The sequence below is a fragment of the Mesorhizobium sp. WSM4307 genome (assembly GCF_007003945.1).
Classification (GTDB): Bacteria; Pseudomonadota; Alphaproteobacteria; order Rhizobiales; family Rhizobiaceae; genus Mesorhizobium.
The window spans coordinates 254,895-274,676 of sequence record NZ_VFTB01000005.1 but is presented as its reverse complement, the minus strand read 5'-3'; the positions used below and the strand labels follow the sequence as shown (position 1 = coordinate 274,676).

General features: G+C 64.6%; 19 protein-coding genes and 1 pseudogene. 10 read left to right on the top strand and 10 right to left on the bottom strand.

Translation table 11 applies throughout. The features are described from left to right. Positions 1 to 78: 78 nt before the first annotated feature. From FJV83_RS14005 to FJV83_RS13990, 4 genes are all read left to right on the top strand, one after another. Positions 79 to 1,632 carry an alpha/beta fold hydrolase gene (locus tag FJV83_RS14005; protein WP_142886191.1) on the top strand — a complete coding sequence of 518 codons (1,554 nt, stop codon included), beginning with the start codon at positions 79 to 81 and terminating at the stop codon, positions 1,630 to 1,632. A 108-nt stretch (positions 1,633 to 1,740) separates the two neighbouring features. Then, positions 1,741 to 2,220: a carboxymuconolactone decarboxylase family protein gene (locus FJV83_RS14000; RefSeq protein ID WP_095771726.1), complete on the top strand. Its 480-nt coding sequence runs from the start codon at positions 1,741 to 1,743 to the stop codon at positions 2,218 to 2,220. 75 nt (positions 2,221 to 2,295) lie between these two features. Continuing rightward, the gene (locus FJV83_RS13995; RefSeq protein ID WP_142886190.1) at positions 2,296 to 2,658 is read left to right on the top strand and encodes a nuclear transport factor 2 family protein; all 363 of its coding nucleotides are present in this window, start codon (positions 2,296 to 2,298) and stop codon (positions 2,656 to 2,658) included. Positions 2,659 to 2,695: 37 nt separating this feature from the next. After that, positions 2,696 to 3,010, top strand: a complete 315-nt coding sequence (locus tag FJV83_RS13990; RefSeq protein WP_010913185.1) for a hypothetical protein — start codon at positions 2,696 to 2,698, stop codon at positions 3,008 to 3,010. 171 nt (positions 3,011 to 3,181) lie between these two features. Here FJV83_RS13990 and FJV83_RS13985 read toward each other — a convergent pair whose 3' ends face one another. From FJV83_RS13985 to FJV83_RS13960, 6 genes are all read right to left on the bottom strand, one after another. Further along, a complete protein-coding gene (locus tag FJV83_RS13985) occupies positions 3,182 to 4,609 on the bottom strand; it encodes a gamma-aminobutyraldehyde dehydrogenase (protein ID WP_142886189.1) in 1,428 nt (475 codons plus the stop codon). Between the two features lie 26 nt (positions 4,610 to 4,635). After that, on the bottom strand, positions 4,636 to 5,451 hold the full coding sequence (locus FJV83_RS13980; protein ID WP_115141083.1) for an ABC transporter permease: 816 nt from the start codon (positions 5,449 to 5,451) through the stop codon (positions 4,636 to 4,638). After that, positions 5,441 to 6,391 carry an ABC transporter permease gene (locus FJV83_RS13975; protein WP_210248226.1) on the bottom strand — a complete coding sequence of 317 codons (951 nt, stop codon included), beginning with the start codon at positions 6,389 to 6,391 and terminating at the stop codon, positions 5,441 to 5,443. Before FJV83_RS13975 ends, FJV83_RS13980 begins: the two co-directional genes overlap by 11 nt. A 14-nt stretch (positions 6,392 to 6,405) precedes the next feature. Further along, complete coding sequence (locus FJV83_RS13970; RefSeq protein WP_142886187.1) at positions 6,406 to 7,404, bottom strand: ABC transporter ATP-binding protein; 999 nt, start codon at positions 7,402 to 7,404, stop codon at positions 6,406 to 6,408. 200 nt (positions 7,405 to 7,604) lie between these two features. Continuing rightward, a complete protein-coding gene (locus FJV83_RS13965; protein ID WP_142886218.1) occupies positions 7,605 to 8,759 on the bottom strand; it encodes an ABC transporter substrate-binding protein in 1,155 nt (384 codons plus the stop codon). A 214-nt stretch (positions 8,760 to 8,973) separates the two neighbouring features. Beyond that, positions 8,974 to 9,864: a class I SAM-dependent methyltransferase gene (locus tag FJV83_RS13960; RefSeq protein WP_246691857.1), complete on the bottom strand. Its 891-nt coding sequence runs from the start codon at positions 9,862 to 9,864 to the stop codon at positions 8,974 to 8,976. Positions 9,865 to 9,895: 31 nt separating this feature from the next. Here FJV83_RS13960 and FJV83_RS13955 point away from each other — a divergent pair, with 31 nt between their 5' ends. Beyond that, a complete protein-coding gene (locus tag FJV83_RS13955; protein ID WP_142886217.1) occupies positions 9,896 to 10,378 on the top strand; it encodes a helix-turn-helix domain-containing protein in 483 nt (160 codons plus the stop codon). Between the two features lie 4 nt (positions 10,379 to 10,382). On the opposite strand, the gene FJV83_RS13950 is transcribed toward FJV83_RS13955, so the two are convergent. The 3 genes from FJV83_RS13950 to FJV83_RS13940 form a co-directional block, all read right to left on the bottom strand. Continuing rightward, positions 10,383 to 11,288 (bottom strand): LysR family transcriptional regulator, encoded by a 906-nt coding sequence (locus FJV83_RS13950; protein WP_095771720.1) that lies wholly within the window; start codon positions 11,286 to 11,288, stop codon positions 10,383 to 10,385. Positions 11,289 to 11,362: 74 nt separating this feature from the next. After that, on the bottom strand, positions 11,363 to 11,980 hold the full coding sequence (locus tag FJV83_RS13945; RefSeq protein ID WP_095771719.1) for a DedA family protein: 618 nt from the start codon (positions 11,978 to 11,980) through the stop codon (positions 11,363 to 11,365). Beyond that, the gene (locus FJV83_RS13940) at positions 11,977 to 12,576 is read right to left on the bottom strand and encodes a methyltransferase domain-containing protein (RefSeq protein ID WP_142886184.1); all 600 of its coding nucleotides are present in this window, start codon (positions 12,574 to 12,576) and stop codon (positions 11,977 to 11,979) included. Before FJV83_RS13940 ends, FJV83_RS13945 begins: the two co-directional genes overlap by 4 nt. Positions 12,577 to 12,867: 291 nt before the next feature. Here FJV83_RS13940 and FJV83_RS13935 point away from each other — a divergent pair, with 291 nt between their 5' ends. The 3 genes and pseudogenes from FJV83_RS13935 to FJV83_RS13925 all read left to right on the top strand — a co-directional run. Continuing rightward, positions 12,868 to 13,542, top strand: a complete 675-nt coding sequence (locus FJV83_RS13935; protein WP_095771717.1) for a response regulator transcription factor — start codon at positions 12,868 to 12,870, stop codon at positions 13,540 to 13,542. Between the two features lie 10 nt (positions 13,543 to 13,552). Next, positions 13,553 to 14,947 carry a HAMP domain-containing sensor histidine kinase gene (locus tag FJV83_RS13930; RefSeq protein ID WP_142886183.1) on the top strand — a complete coding sequence of 465 codons (1,395 nt, stop codon included), beginning with the start codon at positions 13,553 to 13,555 and terminating at the stop codon, positions 14,945 to 14,947. Positions 14,948 to 14,979: 32 nt separating this feature from the next. Then, positions 14,980 to 15,222 (top strand): annotated as a pseudogene (locus FJV83_RS13925) (NAD(P)/FAD-dependent oxidoreductase); the annotation flags it as partial. Here the strand turns inward: FJV83_RS13925 and FJV83_RS13920 are convergent. Continuing rightward, positions 15,219 to 15,995, bottom strand: a complete 777-nt coding sequence (locus tag FJV83_RS13920) for a DeoR/GlpR family DNA-binding transcription regulator (protein WP_142886182.1) — start codon at positions 15,993 to 15,995, stop codon at positions 15,219 to 15,221. The pseudogene FJV83_RS13925 and the gene FJV83_RS13920 sit on opposite strands and share 4 nt — an antisense overlap. A 412-nt stretch (positions 15,996 to 16,407) precedes the next feature. Here FJV83_RS13920 and FJV83_RS13915 point away from each other — a divergent pair, with 412 nt between their 5' ends. After that, complete coding sequence (locus FJV83_RS13915) at positions 16,408 to 17,295, top strand: phosphotransferase family protein (protein WP_095771714.1); 888 nt, start codon at positions 16,408 to 16,410, stop codon at positions 17,293 to 17,295. Beyond that, complete coding sequence (locus FJV83_RS13910) at positions 17,292 to 19,745, top strand: FAD-dependent oxidoreductase (RefSeq protein WP_142886181.1); 2,454 nt, start codon at positions 17,292 to 17,294, stop codon at positions 19,743 to 19,745. Before FJV83_RS13915 ends, FJV83_RS13910 begins: the two co-directional genes overlap by 4 nt. The last annotated feature ends 37 nt before the right edge of the window (positions 19,746 to 19,782 follow it).

The window sequence follows — 19,782 nt, the reverse complement described above, 5'->3', positions numbered from 1 at the left end:
AAGGTTTGAGCTGCCGCTATCGACGCGGCTCTGCTATGGTTGCCGATCAGAAATCGTCAGGCCGGGCGGAAGAAACTCGTGAGGCCGATCGAGACCCGATATGCCCTCAGTGGCGAGGCGCGGATCGCCTATCAGGTGGTCGGCCAGGGCTCGCTTGATCTTGTCTTCGTTCCGGGCTTCATTTCCAATCTCGACCTGCATTGGGAAGACGAGGGCTATACAAGGCTCCTGAGGCGGCTTTCGGCATTCTCGCGGCTGATCCTGTTCGACAAGCGCGGCACCGGTCTTTCCGACCGTGTCGATGTCCATCACTTGCCCAGCCTCGAAACCCGCATGGACGATGTGCGCGCGGTGATGGACGCAACCGGCAGCGGCCGCGCGGCGCTACTTGGCGCCTCGGAAGGCGCACCAATGGCGATGCTGTTCGCCGCCACCTATCCGGAACGGACGCGGGCGCTGGCGCTCTATGGCGGCTATGCGCATTTCCACAAATGGGTGATGTCGCCCGAACGCCTCGGCGCCTTCATCGAGACGACGGAAACGTCATGGGGCACGGGTGCCACCTTGCCCAGCTTCGCGCCGGGCCGGGTCGACGACCCGCATTTCACCCGGTGGTGGGCGCGCTTCGAGCGCTTGTCGGCAAGCCCGACCGCAGCGGCAGCACTTGCCCGCATGAATGCCGGGATCGACGTGCGGGACATCCTCGGCGCGATCAACGCGCCGACACTGCTGATCCATCGCCGCAACGATGTTCGCGTCGATCCCGAAGCCAGCCGCTTCCTGGCAAAGAATATCCCGAATGCGCGGCTGGTCGAGATCGCCGGGCGCGACCATCCGATCTGGACCGGCGACGTCGACCGCGTCGCCGACCTGATCGAGGAATTTCTGACCGGCCAGCCGGCGGTGGCCGACACCGAGCGCGTGCTTGCCGCATTGCTGGTGACGCGCATCTACGACACGGCCAAGCTTGGCGATCGCATGTGGCACGAGCGCAGTCAGCGCTTTCAGGAGAGCTGGCGGCTGCTGGTCGGGCGTCATGGCGGACGCGCGACGGGTACGCATGGTGAATTGATGATTTCGCGCTTCGACGGGCCGGCGCGCGCCATACGCTGCGCGGCGGCGTTGCGCGAGGCGGCGCAGCAGATCGGCGTGGCGAGCGCGCAAGGGGTCCATGTCGGCGAGATCGAAGCGCGCGGCCCGCCGGTCGGACTGACGGCACGCGTGACCATGCAATTGGCGAACCATGCCGGGCGTGGCGAGATTCTGGCCTCCCGGCTGGTTGCCGACCTGGCGGAGGGATCCGGCCTGCATTTCGTCGACGCCGGCCGTGTCAGCCTCGGCGAACTCGACGAGCCATTGCCGGTGATGCATGCGACGTCGGAGCAGCATCTGGAACCGGCCTGCCGCTCGAAATCCAAGCCGGCTGAACCCGCCGTGTTGACGGCACGGGAAAGCGAGGTGGTGAACCTGATCGCCGATGGCAAAAGCAATGCGGCGATCGCTGGCGAGCTCAGGCTGAGCGAGCACACGGTCAAGCGTCACGTCGCCAACATTCTGCTCAAGCTCGACCTGCCATCGCGTGCGGCGGCGGCGGCATTCTCCGCCAGGCACGCTGGCCCGGACGGGCCATGACAGCGATGGCGCTTTCGGGCGAAGCGGGCACGCCGATCCAAGCGCTATCAATTCCCCCATGCAGGCCAGGCGGATATCGCCGGGAAGGCACTGCGAACGGAGGATGAAATGCTCGAGTCAAAACTGAACGTCAGATCATTTGTGATCGCGGCAGGCATTGGCGCGCTGTTCACGATCACTCCCGCAAAGGCCGAGGATGCATCGGCGACAGCCGCCTACAAGGACATCCAGGCGACGCTCGGCTCGGTGCCGGACATGTTCAAGACACTGCCTGACGTGGCGGTCGCCGGCGCCTGGGCCGAAATCAAGGGCGTGCAGCTCAATCCCAAGACCGCGCTCGATGGCAAGACCAAGGAACTGATAGGTCTTGCGGTGGCCGCGCAGATACCTTGCCAGTACTGCATCTATTTCCATACCGAGGCCGCCAAGCTCAACGGCGCGAGCGACGAGGAGATCAAGGAGACGATAGCGATGGCGGCGATCGTGCGCCATTGGTCGACGATGCTCAATGGAAGCCAGGTCGATCTCGCCACTTTCAAGAAGCAGACCGACGACGTCTTCGCGGCCGTCAAGGCGAAGTCGCAGTGAAAGGCACTGTCCGTCGATAAGCGCCGGGCAGATTTCCGAACGTCAACCGCCCGAAAGCGGGCCATGGAGGATGAGATGCTAACCAAGACACAAGCCGTGGACGGCGCTGCCATCAAGAAGGCGATCGAAACCCGTGACGGCAAGATGCTGTCTGGCTTCTATGCCGACGACGCGTTGGTGCGGGTGATCGACCGCAACAACCCGCCGAGCAAGCCGCGCGAGATCCGCGGGCGCGCGGCGATCACCACCTTCTGGGACGACATCTGCAGCCGGGCGATGACCCACAAGGTCGACACCACGATCGCCGACGGCAACAGCCTGGCCTTCACCCAGGCCTGCGCCTATCCGGACGGCACAAAGGTGTTCGCCGCCGCGATGCTGGAGCTGAAGAACGGGCAAATCGCAAGGCAGACCGTCGTGCAGGCCTGGGACGAATAGGCAAGCAGCCGCCAACTCAACCTTGGGAGGAACCAGCATGTTCAGCGCTAGATGGCAGATCGACGCGAAGTTCGGGCATAAACAGACCGTGCTCGACCTGTTGAAGAAATGGGAACGCGAGATCGGCTCGCAGGTCGGCCTCGCCGAGCTGAAGTTCCAGATCATGACCGGATCGATCGGCGCACGCGAAGCGACGGTCGAGTCGCACCATCAGGTCGAAAGCCTGGCCCAGTTGGAGGCGATGTTCGCCAAGATCAGCAAGATCGACGCACACGCCAAATGGGGCAAGGAAATGGAGCCCTATGTCGTGTCAGGCACCAGCCTGTGGAACATCTATCGTATCGTCGAGTAGCACCGCTACCTCTTCCCCTTGTGGGAGAGGTCGGATTGCCCCGAATTGCCCTTCGCAATTCGGCTGGCAATCCGGCTGAGGGGTGACTTGGCGCCAAGCTGGAACACCCTCATCCGTCTCGGCGCTGCGCGCCGATCCACCTTCTCCCGCAGGGGGAGAAGGGAAACTGCGCTATGCGTGCGCCACCATCACGTGCCGCACGGCGGTATAGTCCTCCAGTGCATAAAGCGACATGTCCTTGCCGTAGCCGGACTGCTTCAACCCGCCATGCGGCATCTCGTTGGTCAGCATGAAATGGGTGTTGATCCATGTGCAGCCATATTGCAGGCGGGCCGCCGTCGCCATGGCGCGCGAGACGTCCTTGGTCCAAACCGATGACGCCAGGCCGTAGTCGCTGTCATTGGCCCAGTTGACCGCCTCGTCGACTTCCGTGAAACGGGTGACCGAGACGACCGGGCCGAACACTTCGCGACGCACGATTTCGTCCTCCTGCAAGGCGCCGGCGACGACGGTCGGCTGATAGTAGAAGCCGGTGCCCTCGCCCGGCTTGCCGCCGGTGGTGATCTCGATGTGCTTCAGCTCGGAGGCGCGTTCGACGAAGCTCGACACGCGGTCGCGCTGGCGGCGCGAGATCAGCGGCCCGATCTCGTTTTCGGTGTCGTCGGCACGGTTGTACCTGATGGTCGAGACGGCGGAAGAGAGGTCGGCGACGAGCTTGTCGTAGACCTTCTTGCCGGCATAGATGCGGCAGGCGGCGGTGCAGTCCTGGCCGGCATTGTAGTAGCCGAAGGCGCGCAGGCCGTTGACCACCGCGCCAAGGTCGGCGTCGTCGAAGACGATGACCGGGGCCTTGCCGCCGAGTTCGAGATGCGTGCGCTTGACCGATTTGGCGGCGGCCTGCAGAACCTTCTTGCCGGTGGCGACGTCGCCGGTGATCGAGATCATGTTGACCTTGGGATGGTTGATCAGCGCGTTGCCGACGCTGTCGCCACGGCCGAGCACGACATTGACCACGCCTTCGGGGAGGATTTCGGCCAGGATCCTGGCCAGCTTCAGCGTCGTCAGTGGCGTCTGCTCCGACGGCTTGAAGACGACGGTGTTGCCGCCGCCGATCGCCGGCGCCAGCTTCCAGGCCATCATCATCAGCGGGTAGTTCCAGGGCGCGATCGAAGCGACGATGCCGATCGGGTCGCGCCGCACCATCGAGGTGTGGCCGGGGAGATATTCGCCGGCGACGACGCCCGGCATCGTACGGACCGCGCCGGCGAAGAAGCGGTAGCAGTCGACGATGGCCGGAATCTCGTCATTGAGCACGGAATTGATCGGCTTGCCGCAGTTCAGCGCCTCGAGAGCGGCGAAGTCCTTGGCCTCGGCCTCGATGCGGTCGGCGATCTTGAGGAGATAACCAGAGCGCTGCGCCGGCGTGGTGCGCGACCACAGAACGAACGCTTGTTCGGCGGCCGCCACCGCCGCCTCGATCTGCGCCTGGCTGGCCTCGGGCAGGTTGAGAATGGTCGCCCCGGTCTTCGGATTGAGGATCGGCTCCTCGGTCTCGGCGCCGTTCTCGAATTTCGACCCGATCAGCATCTGGGTGTCCATGGACGTCTCTCCCTTACGAACTGACGTTATTTGCCCGAACCGGCGATCTGGTCGCCGTCGCGGGTGAGGTAATAGGCAAACAGGATGGGCAGCAGCGTCACCAGCACGACGACCATGGCCACGACATTGGTGACCGGGCGCTGGCGCGGGCGGATCAGCTCCTCCAGCATCCAGATCGGCACGGTCTGCTGCTGGCCGGCGGTGAAGGTGGTGACGATGACTTCGTCGAAAGACAAAGCGAAGGCCAGCATGCCGCCTGCAAGCAGCGCGGTGGCGATGTTGGGCAGCACGACATGGCGGAAGGTCTGAAAACCGTCGGCGCCGAGATCCATCGAGGCCTCGATCATCGAACCGGATGTGCGACGGAAACGGGCGACCGCATTGTTGTAGACGACGACCACGCAGAAAGTGGCGTGGCCGAGCACGATCGTCCAGAACGAGAAAGGAATGTCGGCGAGCGAAAAGGCCGAGCGGAGCGCGATGCCGGTGATGATGCCGGGCAGCGCGATCGGCAGGATGACCAGCAGCGAGATGGTCTCGCGGCCGAAGAATTTCGTCCGTGACACAGCGGCGGCGCACAGCGTGCCGAGCACCAGTGCGATCGCCGTCGAGATGGCGGCGACGCGCACCGACAGCGACAGCGCTTCCCACACGTCAGGCCGGTTCCATGTGACGGCGAACCACTGCGTGGTCAGCCCCGGCGGCGGCCAGACGAAGCTCTTCTCCTCGGTGGTGAAGGCGTAGACGAAGATCAGCAGGATCGGCAAATGCAGGAAGAGCAGGCCGCAGGCGGCGGCGATCTTCAAGCCGAGCGGAGCCGATTGACCACGGTCAGAGCGCATCGAAAGCCCCCATGCGCTTGGCGCCCCAGAGGTAGAAGCCCATGATGACGATGGGCACCACGGTGAAGGCGGCTGCAAGCGGGATGTTGCCGGCGGTGCCTTGCTGCGAATAGACGGCCTGGCCGATGAAGAGGCGCGACGTGCCGATGATCTGCGGGATGATGTAATCGCCCAATGTCAGCGAGAAGGTGAAGATCGAGCCGGCGACAATGCCGGGCAGCGCCAGCGGAAACAGCACGTTGCGGAAGGTCTGGCCGGGCGAAGCGCCGAGATCGGAGGAGGCTTCGACCAGATTGCCCGGCACGCGCTCGAGCGCCGCCTGCACGGGCAGGATCATGAAGGGCAGCCAGACATAGACGAAGACGATGAAGGTGCCGGTGAAAGACACCGACAGCGAGTTGCCGCCGACGACCGGCAACGCCAGCCAGGCCTCGAGCAGCCACAGCAAATGCAGCTTGGCGAAGAGCCAGGTGAGGATGCCTTCCTTGGCCAGGATCAGCTTCCAGGCATAGATCTTGACCAGGTAGCTCGACCACAGCGGCAGCATGACGCCGAGATAGAACAGCGCCTTCCAGCGGCCACGGGCATAGCGCGCGGCATAGTAGGCGATCGGAAAGGCGACAATGGCCGAAGCCAGCGTGACCAGGGCCGCCATGGTGACGGTCCGCAGGATGATGTCGAGATTGGCGGCCTGCAGCAGGTCGCCATAGGTCTTCAGCGTGAACTGGCGGTTGATGAGGCCTGAGAACTCGTCGATGGAGAAGAAGCTCTGTGCCAGCAGCGCGAAGAGCGAGCCGATATAGACGATGCCGAGCCACAGCACCGGCGGCAAAAGCATGAGCAGCAGAAGCAGTTGCGGCCGGCGCCAGAACAGGTCCGACAGCGCGCCGCGCATGCCGCCGCTGCCGGGCAGGATGGCGGGGGCCGTGGCGCGCGGCATGGTGACGTCGACGCTCATGCCGGCTCATCCATCAGATGCAGGTGCTCGCGGTTGAAGGTGAGCACCACCGCTTCGCCTTCGGCAGGCAGCGCCGTGCCGGCTGGCACCACGGCGTGCAGCTTCAATCCGTCGGCATCGAGCGCCAGCCTGGTGGTGGCGCCGAGATAGTTGGTCGAGACGAGGCGGGCGGCGACGCCTTCGCCGCTTGCGGCGCGGCTGACGCGAATGGATTCGGGGCGGAGACTGCCCCAGCAGTGCTGACCGGAATAACGCTGGACGAAATCCGGCGGCAGCACGTTGGAGGAGCCGACGAAATCGGCGACGAAGCGGGTTCTCGGCCGCTGGTAAATATCCTCCGGCGTGCCGATCTGCATGATCCTGCCGTCGTTGAAGACGGCGACGCGGTCGGCCATCGACAGCGCCTCGCCCTGGTCGTGGGTGACGAAGACGAAGGTGATGCCGAGCGCCTTCTGCAGCGATTTCAGCTCGTCCTGCATGTTCTCGCGCAGCTTCAGGTCAAGCGCGCCGAGCGGCTCGTCGAGCAGCAGTACCTTGGGCTGGTTGACCAGAGCGCGGGCGAGCGCGACGCGCTGGCGCTGGCCGCCGGAAAGCTGGCCGGGGCGGCGGGCGCCGTAGCCTGGCAGCCTCACCAGCGACAGGGCTTCCTCGGCCGCCTTGTGCCGTCCGGCCTTGCCGACGCCCTTGACCATCAGCCCGTAGGCAACGTTATCGAGCACATTGAGATGCGGGAACAGCGCGTAGTCCTGGAACACCGTGTTGACGTTGCGGCGATAGGGCGGCACGCCCTCGGCGCGCTCGCCGAAGATCGAGATCGAACCCGAAGTCGGCTGCTCGAAGCCGGCGATCAGGCGCAGGCATGTCGTCTTGCCGGAACCGGAGGGACCGAGCATGGCGAAGAACTCACCCGGTACAATGTCGAGGTCGACGGCATCGACGGCGCGCACACTGCCGAAATGGCGCGAGACTTTCTGAAAGGAGACGGCTGATGTCATGGGCTCTCAGTCTGTTGCCGGTTTGTCTTTGGTCGAAATGGCTCTTGCCGCCCGATTGGGACCGGAGCGACAGTCCACCTCCCCCTCGAGGGGGAGGTCGCGGCGAAGCCGCGGGTAGGGGTGCCGGCGCCGACGTTTCGGGCAGCCCCCACGCCGACGCTGCGCGTCGACCCTCCCCACAAGGGGGAGGGTAAGCGAAATCACCGTCCGCCGATAACGCCGATATAGTCCGACACCCAGCGGTAGTAAGGCACGCACTGGTCGTTCTGGGTGGCGCATTTCGAGACCGGCGTCTTCCAGAACTTGATCTTGTCGAAATTGTCGTAGCCGTTGGTCTTGCAGCCTTCGTCGGTCAAGAGCTCGTTGCCCTTGCAGGCGGCGGGAACCACGGGGAGCGATCCGAACCAGGCCGAGACATCGCCCTGCACTTTCGGCGACAGCGAATGTTCGAGCCACATATAGGCGCAGTTCGGGTGAGCCGCGTCGGCTTCCATCATGGTGGTGTCGGCCCAGCCGGTGACGCCTTCTTCCGGCACGGTCGAGGCAACCGGCTTCTTGGCGGCGACCAGCGTGTTGACCTGATACGGCCATGAACCGGAAGCGACGACACCTTCATTCTGGAAATCGTCGACCTGGATGGCGGCGTCATGCCAGTAGCGGCCGACCAGCGTGCGCTGGACGCGCAGCAGTTCGAGGGCTGCCTTGTACTGGTCCTCGTTCAGTTCGTAGGGATCCTTGATGCCGAGTTCCGGCTTGTGGAACATCAGATAGTTGGCGGCGTCGGCGATGTGGATCGGCCCGTCATAGGCCTGGACGCGGCCCTTGTTGGACTTGCCGTCCGGCAGCTTCATTTCCTCGAAGACGACGTTCCAGCTCTTGGGCGCTTCCTTGAACACCTCGGTGTTGTACATCAGGATGTTCGGTCCCCACTGGTAAGGAACGCCGTAATGCACCTTGTCGACGGTGAACCAGGGCGCGTCCTTCAGCCGGTCGTCGACCGTCTTCCAGCTCGGGATCAGATCGGTGTTGATCGGCTGCACGCGCTTGCCCGCGACGAGGCGCAGCGAGGCATCACCCGAAGCCGTGACGAGGTCGAAGCCACCCTCGTTCATCAGCGAGACCATCTCATCCGACGTGTTGGCGGTCTTGACGTTGACCTTGCAGCCGCTCTCCTTCTCGAAGGCGGTGACCCAGTCATAGCCCTTGTCGGTCTCGCCGCGCTCGATGTAGCCCGGCCAGGCAACGATGTTGACCTGGCCCTCGCCTCTGCCGAGTTCCTTGACCTGGGCGATGGCCTGGCCGGAGAAGGTCAGCGCGACCGTCAGCGCCGTGCACGACTTCAGGAATGAATTCATCATCGATCTCCCATTTTGGCGCATGCCCCCGAAACCGCTCCGGTTTTCGCCAGATCACGCGCGGACTGAAAAACATATCAGTTCGTCCTGTGGACTTGATGTCGCTCTGCTGGCGGCTTTGGTCCCTGACACCGAAAGTGCTTGGAAAATTCCGGTTTCGCAAATTCATTTATCAGAAAGACGGTATCGGTTTTTCCGATAGAGAGCCGCCGCTTCAAGCAAGCGCCGTCACCAGCCAGCAGGCGGCGTTAAAGCGAGCCTCACCGTCCTCAACGAAAGGCGCGAACGCAGCCGGCAACACCGTGGTGATTTTTTCGGCCGTCGCCCGGTCAACCTCACGCAGCGCGGCGCCGACCGGCCCTAGCCGGGTGACGAACGTCATCAGATCGCGTTGGGCGATCCGGCACGGGACGTCTGCCTGTTCGACTGCGATTGAAGCCCAGCCGCCCGCTTCAAGGATCCGCCTCACCTTGGCGCCGTCGGCAAAGGCAAACTGACCCGGCGCATCGGGGTCCGGCGTGGGTGCGGGCGGCAGGAAGGGCGCAGCCGCTCGCGCGGCGGTCGTCATGAAATCATTCTCGAGCGGACTGCGCCAGGCAACAAAGGCGAGTTTGCCGCCGCGCCTCGCGGCCTTTCTTATGTTGGTGAACGCGGCCACGGGATCATCGAAGAACATGACACCGAAGCGCGAGATAACAGCGTCGAAGTACCCCGGTTCGAACGCATATGCCTGGGCATCGCCCACTTCAAAACTTGCGTTTGCTACCCCTCCCACCTTCGTGCGCTCCGTCGCCAGGGCGACAAGCGGCTGCGAGATGTCGAGCCCCACACACTTTCCGTCGTTGCCCACGTGGCGCGCCATCGCCAGAGTCGTGGCGCCGGCACCGCAGCCGATGTCCAGGACATTGCCCCCTTCCCCGGGATAGCCGGCATCGACCACCAGCCGCTCGAACGGCGCCAGTATCTCGTCGAGGATCGGCTGCATCTCGACCCAGGTCTTTCCGCTGACATCGTTCCAGAGCGCGGCTTGGCGTGTGTTTGGCGGCACGGATTGCGGCATAACGGACCTCGCTTTCGTGTTGCTCTCGCTGATCGTCGCGAGCACTCTACGAGTTCAAGCCGACTTGAGGTCAAGCATGAAAGATATGGACATTGCCGAAGTGTCGCGCCGCACCGGCGTGCCCGCCTCCACCCTTCGCTACTACGAGGAGAGGGGCCTCGTCGCCTCGATCGGCCGTCGCGGCAAGCGCCGCCTGTTCGACCCTGCCGTCCTGGACCGACTGGCCTTGATCGCGCTCGGACGCGCCGGTGGATTCGCACTGGACGAGATTTCCTCGATGCTGACGCCCGACGGCCTGCCGAAAATGGATCGAGGGCGCCTGGATGCCAAGGCGAACGAACTGGACCAAATCATCCAACGCCTGACGGCGATCCGAGAGGCTTTGCGTCACGCCGCTAAATGTCCGGCCGCCCGGCCGACGGAGTGTCCGACGTTCCGCCGCGCCGTCAGACTTGCCGGTGCTGGTCGCTTCGAGGTTGCTCCGCTCGCGCCGTTCAAGGCGGAGGCGGTTTCCGTCACAAGGCGCAAGCGTAGGACTGGCCACGTCAGGCTGGAGTAGGCCACTAGCGACGGACCGTCCGCTGCGACTGGGCAAGGCCGATGAAGTCGCGCGCCGCCTGCGGCAAGCTGGAACCGCGCCGCCAGACCATGCCGACCTGCACCACTGGCAAGGAGCCCGAAATATCGCGCGATTCGATGCGGTCGCCTTCCAGTGACCATGGCCGGTAGACGAGGTCGGGCAGCAGCGCCACGCCGGCACCGGTAGCGACCAGACTGCGGACCGCTTCCACCGAACGGGTGCGGAAGGCGACATGCGGCTTGGCGCCGATCGCCGCCAGCAGTTTTCCCGTGTTCTCCTCGATCTCGTCGACGGTAAGCATGATCAGAGGCTCGCCGGCGATATCGCCAATGCTGATGATGTCGGCGCCGACGAGGGAATGGCCGAGCGGCAGCCACAGGCGGTAGGTCGAGACCTCGAGGATTTCCGATTGCAGCGCCGTGCGGTCGCGCAGATTGGAGGTCACCATGACGGCGATATCGAGCTTGCCGCCGATCAGGAGATGTTCGAGGTAGTCGCCATTGTCCTCGATGGCCGAGACCTCGACGCCCGGATAGGCGCGGCGATAGCGGGAAAGCAGATCCGATAGCACATAGCCGGCGACCAGCGAGGTGACGCCAAGCTGCAGCCGCCCTCCAGCCACGGCCTGTTCGCCGGAAAAAGAGCGGCGGGCGTCGGACACGTCGGCCAGGATCTTGGTCGCATGGCGCAGGAACTGGTGGCCCTTATGCGTGATGTTGAGGCCGCGCGGATGGCGTTCGAACAGTTCGACGCCAAGATCGCTTTCGAGTTCCTTGATCGCTTCGGTGACGGACGATTGCGAGATGGAGAGGTTCTGTGCGGCGCCCGACACCGTGCCTTGTTCGGCGACGGCGATGAAGAACTGCAGCTGGCGGATGGTGAAGGCCATGGCCGGACTAAACACCGGCGGCCGAGCGAAGGAAAGCCGACGGCGGAACTTATCCCATGGCTGGAGACTGGTGCTCAGCCGAGCGCCAGCCTGATGCGCCGCCGCCATGCGGGGCCATAGCGCAATGCAAGCATGAAGGCCGTCTCCAGCACCACGACAATGACGATGATGCGCAAGCCCACCGTGAAGGAATCCTGGCCGCTGCCGCGCAAGAGGTAGCCGGTCAGGAGGAAGCCCGCATTCCAGATGGTGGCGCCGAGCAGCGTCGCCATCGCGAAGGGCAGCGCCGGCAGACAAAGCGCGCCGGCCGCGATCGGCAGATAGTTGCGCACCGTCGGGATGAACTGCGCCAACAGCGACACCCGGACATGATTGCGGCGATAGGCCTGGCCAAGCTTGCGGTAGGTTGCCGGGCGCAGGAAGACATATCTGCCGATCTGTTCGATCAGGTGGTCGGCACGGTCAAATCCGATCCGGCGGCCAACCGCATACCAGACAAGGCAGCCGGCGAAGGAGGCTAGCGTCGTCACCGCCAGCAGGACCAGCAGCGCCGCGCCATTCGGCGCCGCCGTCATGCCGAGGAACAGCAGCAGCACATGCGACGGCGGTATCGGCAGGATCTTCTCGGTGAAGGCGAGGCAGAAGACGCCGAACAGGCCGAAGCCGAGAATGGCCGACAACGGACCGGTCATGCAAAGCGCCAGTCATAGGTTCCAAGCGCCTTGATCCTGGCGACGCGATAGACCGTCGCCGGCGGGAAATTGCGAAAGGTGTGGCCGACCCGCGTGACTTCGAGATCGAGCCGGTCGAGCAGCGACTGGTCGAACGGGCAGCGCCGGCCGAGCGTGAACTGGTAGAGCGCCCCACCCGGGCGAAGGTTTGCGAAAACACCTTCGAGAATGGCAAGCGTCTTGCGTGGCGAAATCAAGCGGAAGGGCAGTCCGCTGACGGCGGCGCCAACCACCGGCCCGGGAAACAGCGACAGATGGCGCAGGCCGGCGGCATCCATCTCGAAAATGCGGGCGGTGGGAAAGCGCCGCATGAGAAGTGCCGCAAAATCCGGATCGGATTCGATCAGCGTCAGATCCTCTTGCTGCACCCCGCGGGACAGCAGCGCCCGCGTGAACGGGCCGGTTCCGGGACCGAGCTCCAGCACGGGGCCGGTCTCGGGACCGATGTCGCGCGTCATCAAGGCCGCCAGGCTGGAACTGGACGGTGTGACGGAGCCGACCCTGAACGGCGCCACGGTCCACGCCATGAGAAAAGACAGGGCATCATGTGCAGGCATAACCAACCTCAATCCCGAACAACGGCACGCCAACCAATTCGGCGCGGCCGCTTGATTTCGTTTCGGCGTCGGACCCGAACCTGTTGCATCGTCGGGCCCGACGCCTTGACGCCGGCATGGGCGGTTCCTGCCGACCGGCGCTGTTTGCCGTGGCTGGATTGCATAGACATTGCGCAATAGCCTGGACGCAAAGAAAGAGCTTGCCGGCCGCCGGCCGTTCGGCTTTGCCATGTCCACGCAATGTTGGCGCGGTAGCGCCCGATGCGGTGTGCTCGTCGCCGGGGAGTGTGGATGCGTATCTTGCTGGTCGAAGACGAGTCCGAGATGGTCTCGGCGCTGCGTGCCGCGCTGAAGCGCCACGACATGGTGGTCGATCACGCCGGTACATTGCTTGAGGCGGAAGGCTTCGTTGCCGTCGACAGCTACGACGCCATCCTGCTCGACCGCCAGTTGCCTGACGGCGACGGGCTGTCGCTGGTGCCGAGATTGCGCTCGGCGGCGAACACCACGCCCGTGCTGGTGCTGACGGCCAAGGGCGACACGTCCGACAAGGTCGATGGGCTGGACATGGGCGCGGACGACTATCTGGCAAAGCCGTTCGCCTTCGAGGAATTGCTGGCCCGCTTGCGCGCCTTGCTCAGGCGGCCGGCGCCGATGCAGTCGCAATTCATCCGCGCCGGCCATCTGGTGCTCGATGTCGGACACCGCGAGGCTGCGATCCGCGGCGAGCCGCTCAGCCTGCCGCGCCGCGAACTCCTGGTGCTGGAGGCGCTGATGCGGCGCACCGGCCGTATGGTGCAGCGCGAGGCGCTGATGGAAGCGGTGTTCGGCCTCGACGACGAGATCCAGTCCAATGCGCTCGACACCCATGTCTCGCGCCTGCGCCGCAAGCTCGCCGACGCCGATGCCGGGGTGACGATCAACGGCATTCGCGGCGTCGGCTATCTGCTGCGCGAAACGACGTGAGCCTCGATCGATGAGCCTCAGACGCCCGCGTTCGCTCAAATGGAGCCTGGTGCTGCGCATCGCCTTGCTGCAATGCGCGATGCTGACGCTGATCATCGTCGGCATTCTCGGCGCGTTGCTCGCCACCGGCCTCATTCCGCACGACTATGAGGACGGCACGATGGACGTGCTGGCGGATGCGGTCGCGCGTGACGCTGGCGGCAAGCTTGTGCTGCGCGAGACCTCGGATCTGACGAAGCTGCGATCCGAAGTCCCCGACCTCTGGTTCATCATCCGCGACAGACAGGGGCAGCGGCTGCAGGAAGGCACGGTGCCGGCCATCTTCCAGCCTTTCGCCGGACTGCTGGACACGATCAGCGACGCGCGTATCGACCATTCCATCGGCGAGAGCGCGCCGCCGGATGCGAAGATCCGCTGGACCGAAACGGCCGCGGGCGACCTCCAGATCTTCACCGGCACCAAGGGCGGGCTTTCGCTGCTGCGCCTGCTCGGACAAGCGCCGCAATTCTTCCTGCAAGGCATATTGCCGCTCGCCGGCCTGATGGCGCTGGCCACGCTGTTCGCGACGCCATGGGTGGTGCGCGGCGCGCTGTCGGGCCTTGGCCATGCCGCCGCCGAAGCCGAACGCATCGACATCGACCAGCGCGGCGTGCAACTGCCACTGAAGGATGTGCCAAAGGAAGTTACGCCGCTGGTCAAGGCGGTGAACGCCGCCCTTGCACGCCTGGACAAGGGCTACGAGCGCCACAAGCGCTTCCTGACCGACGTCGCCCATGAACTCCGAACGCCGGTCGCCATCCTCAACACGCGCCTGGCCTCGCTGCCGGCGACACCGGAGCGAGCCCGGCTGCTGCAGGACGCAGCGCGGCTTTCGACGCTGACCGACCAGTTGCTCGACCTGCAACGCCTCGACCGACAGACCTCGCCGTTTGAGAAAGTCGATCTCGTGGCGATCGCGCGCGGCGTTATCGTCGACCTAGCGCCGATGGCGTTCTCGGCCGGATACGAGATATCGTTCGAGCCGCAACGGGAAGCGGTTTTCACCACCGGCGATCGCACCGCGATCGAGCGCGCCGTGACCAACATCGTCCAGAACGCCATCGAGCATGGCGGGCGCACGGGCAAGATCACCGTCAGTGTCACCGCTCCGGCCGTCATCGAGGTGCGGGACGAAGGCGACGGCGTGCCGCCAGCCGAGCGCGAACGCATCTTCGAGCCCTTCTACCGGTTGCGCCCGCAGGATCACGGCGCCGGGCTCGGGCTCAACCTGGTGCAGGAAATCATGCAGTTGCATGGTGGGCGCATCGAGATCCTCGACGGCAAGCCGAGCGGCGCGTGCTTCAGGATGAGTTTTCGCGCCTTGCGATCGTCAGCGAACTCAGGGAAGACGGCTCCGGCGGCCTGACCGTTTATCTCGAGGGCGGCCGAACGGCCGGCGTCAGGGCGATGTTCACCGCGCCGCGCAACACGATGGCGAGCCCGCTGGCGGAGCAGCTCGGCTGCGGCTTCACGGACGGCCTGCTCGGTCCGGTAATATCCGTCGATGACCGGCAGCAGACGACAATTCCCGGCGTCTACGCCGCCGGAGACGCCGCACGCGCTATGCACAACATCGCCTTCGCGGTATCGGGTGGGACCTTCGCGGGCGTGTGCGCCCACCAATCGCTGGTGTTCGGTTAGAATCCGGCTTCGCCGCCGGCAATGCTGAGCCGCGCGCCGGCCTGCGTCAGCGCCGCGGCTATGTCGTGCGGCGGCGAACGGTCGGTGGCGAGTTCGGAAAAGCCGTCGAAGCCGCAGACCTGGACCAGGCCCTGGCGGCCGAACTTGGTGTGGTCGGTGATGACGATTGAGCGCTGACCGCGCGACAGCACCATGCGGGCGAATTCGGCCTCTTCCAGATCATAGTCCATGACGCCCGTCACCGCATCGACGGCGCCGGTGGATATGATGGCATGGCTTACCGAGAAGCGGCTGACGAAGTCGATAGCCGAAGTGCCGAACGCGGCACCTGAATCGCTGCGCAATTCGCCGCCGGCCATATAGACCTTGTTGCCGTTGATGGTGGCCAGCGTGCGGGCGATGTCGGACGAATTGGTGACGACCGTCAGGCGCCGGTGGCCGAGCAGTTCCCGGGCCAGGAACGAGGTGGTGGTGCCGGTGTCGAGCATGACCGATTCCCCGTCGCGGATGGTGGCGGCGACCATGCGGGCAATGATGCGCTTGGCATCGGCATTCTCGCGCATGCGCCGTTCGAACGGCGCCTCGCCGACCATGGACGGCAGGCCGACGGCGCCATGCATCTTCAGCACCGAGCCGTCGCTGGTGAGTGGCTTGACGTCGCGCCGCACGGTTTCCAGCGAAACACCCAGCCGATCCGCCAGGCTGGCGATGGTGACGGTTCCTTCTTCCTGCAGCAGCCGCAGGATCTCGCCGTGGCGTTTGGAATGGACCATTGGGTTTCCCGGACTTCGCCTTTTTGACCGGTTTTAAGGTAATTCAAGCAGTTTTAAAGATATCGCCCCTTGCTTTCGGGCAAAACACCCAAAAAAAGTCACATCTTTTTATTGACAACCGGGCAACCCTGGCGTGAAATCTAACGCATCAGCAGGGTTCGGAGCTGCAACGGGAGGGCGATGGCAGAGCCGCAACTCACTGGCCAGGCGGTCTTGAACGCGTCTGGGGTAAGGAATTTTCAGATCCGCGGGGGCGGATGCCGGGATCAGAATCCTGGCCAAGGGGCTCGTCGGTGCGGTGCGGGATACCGATCCTGGCGTCCCGCACCGACGAGATTATTTGCGTTTCTCCCCGCTCTCGTCGCGCTGTCCATGGCGCCTTGTCGAAGCCCAGCAAACCAGGGATGATCCCGTGATTGCCGAAGATCGCATCCGCGCCCTGCCGTGCTGGACCGGCGCCATCGAGATCGCCCCCCTGCCCGGCGGCCTGAGCAACGCCAATTATGTGGTCAGTGACGCTGCCGGCAAACATGTCGTGCGCTTCGGCCAGGACTATCCCTTCCACCATGTCTTCCGCGAGCGCGAGGTGATGACCGCGCGGGCGGCCCATGCCGCCGGCTTCGCGCCGGCCGTGCGCTATTCCGAACCTGGCATCCTGGTGACGCAGTTTCTCGGCGCCAGGACCTACCTCGCCGAAGACGTGCGCGCCAATCTCGGGCGCGTGGCGGCCCTGCTGCGATCCTTCCATCGCGAGATGCCGAACCATGTCTCCGGCGCCGGCTTCATGTTCTGGGTGTTCCACGTCATCCGCGACTATGCGCGCACGCTCGAGGAGGGCAACAGCCGCAAGCGCAACGACTTGCCGCGTCTGCTGACGCTGGCCGACGAACTGGAGCGGGCGCAGAAATTGCTGCCGATCGTCTTCGGTCACAATGATCTATTGCCGGCTAATATTCTCGACGACGGCAACAGGCTGTGGCTGATCGATTTCGAATATGCCGGCTTCAACACGGCAATGTTCGACCTCGCCGGCGTCGCCTCGAACGCCGGCATGAGCGACGCGGAATCCTTCGCCTTCCTGACCGCCTATTTCATGAAGGAGCCGGACGAGGCGATCCGCCGCTCGCACGCCGCCATGCAATGCGCCTCGCTGTTGCGCGAGGCGATGTGGAGCATGGTTTCGGAACTCTATCTCGACGCGCCCGGCATCGACTACGTCGCCTACACCGAGGAAAATTTGGTGCGGCTCGACGCGGCGCTGGAAAACTACCGGACAAAATACGGGATCCTGAAATCATGACCTTGCCCAGCCAGGCCGCCATCGTCGTCATCGGCGGCGGCATCATCGGCTGCTCGACGGCCTATCATCTGGCGCGCGACCACAAGGCCGACGTCGTGCTGCTCGAACAGGGCAAGTTGACCTCGGGCTCGACCTGGCACGCCGCCGGCCTGGTCGGGCAATTGCGCTCGTCCGCCTCGATCACCCGCGTGCTCAAATATTCGGTCGACCTCTACAAGGGGCTGGAGGCCGAAACCGGCCTTGCCACCGGCTGGAAGATGACCGGCTGCCTGCGGCTCGCCACCAATGCCGACCGCTGGACCGAGTACAAAAGGCTGGCGACCACGGCGAAGAGCTTCGGCATGGACATGCATCTTTTGTCCCCGGCCGAGGTCAAGGCGATGTGGCCGCTGATGGAAACCGGCGATCTCGTCGGCGCCTCCTGGCTGCCGACAGACGGACAGGCCAGCCCCTCCGACATCACGCAGTCGCTGGCCAAGGGCGCGCGGATGCATGGCGCCAAGCTCTATGAGAATGTCCGCGTCACCGGCTTCGAGATGGAGGGCGGCCGCATCACGGCGGTGAAGACCGATCAAGGCGACATCGCCTGCGACAAGGTGGTGAACTGCGCCGGACAATGGGCGCGGCAGGTCGGCGCGATGGCCGGCATCAACGTGCCGCTGCAGCCGGTGAAGCACCAATACATCATCACCGAGAAGATCGATGGCCTGGCGACCGACGCGCCGACGCTGCGCGACCCCGACCGGCGCACCTATTTCAAGGAGGAGGTCGGCGGACTGGTGATGGGCGGCTATGAGCCGAACCCGCAGTCCTGGGCGACCGATCTCCCCGGCGGCGACGTGCCCAACGACTGGGAGTTCCGGCTGTTCGACGACGACTACGACCATTTCGAGCAGCATATGACACAGGCGATCGCGCGTGTGCCGGCGCTGGAAACCGTCGGCGTCAAGCAGATGATCAACGGGCCGGAAAGCTTCACGCCGGACGGCAATTTCATCCTCGGCACGGCACCAGAATGTGCCAACATGTTCGTCGGCGCCGGCTTCAACGCCTTCGGCATCGCCTCTGGCGGCGGCGCCGGCTGGGTGCTGGCGCAATGGGTGGTGGACGGCGAGGCGCCGCTCGACCTGTGGGTGGTCGACATCAGGCGCTTCTCCAACCTGCACCGCGACCGGCAATGGGTGCGCGAGCGGACGCTGGAAGCCTATGGCAAGCATTACACGATCGGCTTCCCGCACGAGGAGTATGCCAGCGGCCGGCCGCGCATCGTCTCGCCGCTTTACGACAGGCTGAAGCAGCAGCGCGCCGTGTTCGGCTCGAAGCTCGGCTGGGAGCGGCCGAACTGGTTCGCACCGGAGGGCGTCGAGCCGCGGGACATCTATTCAATGGGCCGGCAGAACTGGTTTTCAGCGGTCGGCGACGAGCACCGGCATGTACGCGAGAAGGTCGCCATCTTCGACCAGTCGTCCTTCGCCAAATACGAATTGAGCGGACCCGACGCGGCCAAGGCGCTCGACTGGATTTGCGCCAACGACGTCAGCAAACCGGTCGGAAGGCTGACCTACACGCAGCTTCTCAACACGCGCGGCGGCATCGAGGCCGACCTGACCGTCGCGCGGCTGGCCGAGGAGAAATTCTACATCGTCACAGGCACCGGCTTCCGCACGCATGATGCCTCGTGGATCAGCGACCATATCGGCGAGGGTCACGATGCGGAATTGACCGATGTCTCCGAGGATTTCGGCACACTGTCGCTGATGGGACCGCGGGCGCGCGACGTGCTCGCCGCGGTGACCGATGCCGATGTGTCGAATGCTTCGTTCCCGTTCGGCCATGTGCGCGAGATCGCCATTGCCGGCCACACGATTCGGGCGCTGCGTGTCACCTATGTCGGCGAACTCGGCTGGGAACTGCATGTGCCGATCGCGGCGACAGGCGAAGTCTTCGACGCGCTGATGGCGGCCGGCAAGACGCATTGCATCCGCCCGGTCGGCTACCGGGCGCTGGAATCGCTGCGGCTGGAAAAGGGCTACCGCGCCTGGGGTTCCGACATCACACCCAACGAGACGCCGCAGGAAGCCGGCCTCGGCTGGGCGGTCAAGCTCAGAAAGAACACCGATTTCGTCGGCCGGCGCGCGCTGGAGAAGGTGGTCGGCGCGCCCTTGAAGAAGCGTTTTGCCGGTTTCACGGTCGACAATCCGGAAATCGTGCTGCTCGGCCGAGAGACCATCCTGCGCAATGGCGAGCCGGTCGGCTATCTGACCAGCGGCGGCTATGGCTACACGCTGGGCAAGAACATCGGCTACGGCTATGTACGCAACGGCGACGGGGTGAGCGACGATTTCCTCGCCGCCGGCGACTACGAGCTGGTCGTCGCAATGGAGCGGACGCCGGCCAGAATCCATCTCGAGCCGATGTTCGACCCGACAGCGGAGAGGGTAAAGGCCTAGAGCGTTTCACCGTTTCATGGAAACGACGAATCGCTCT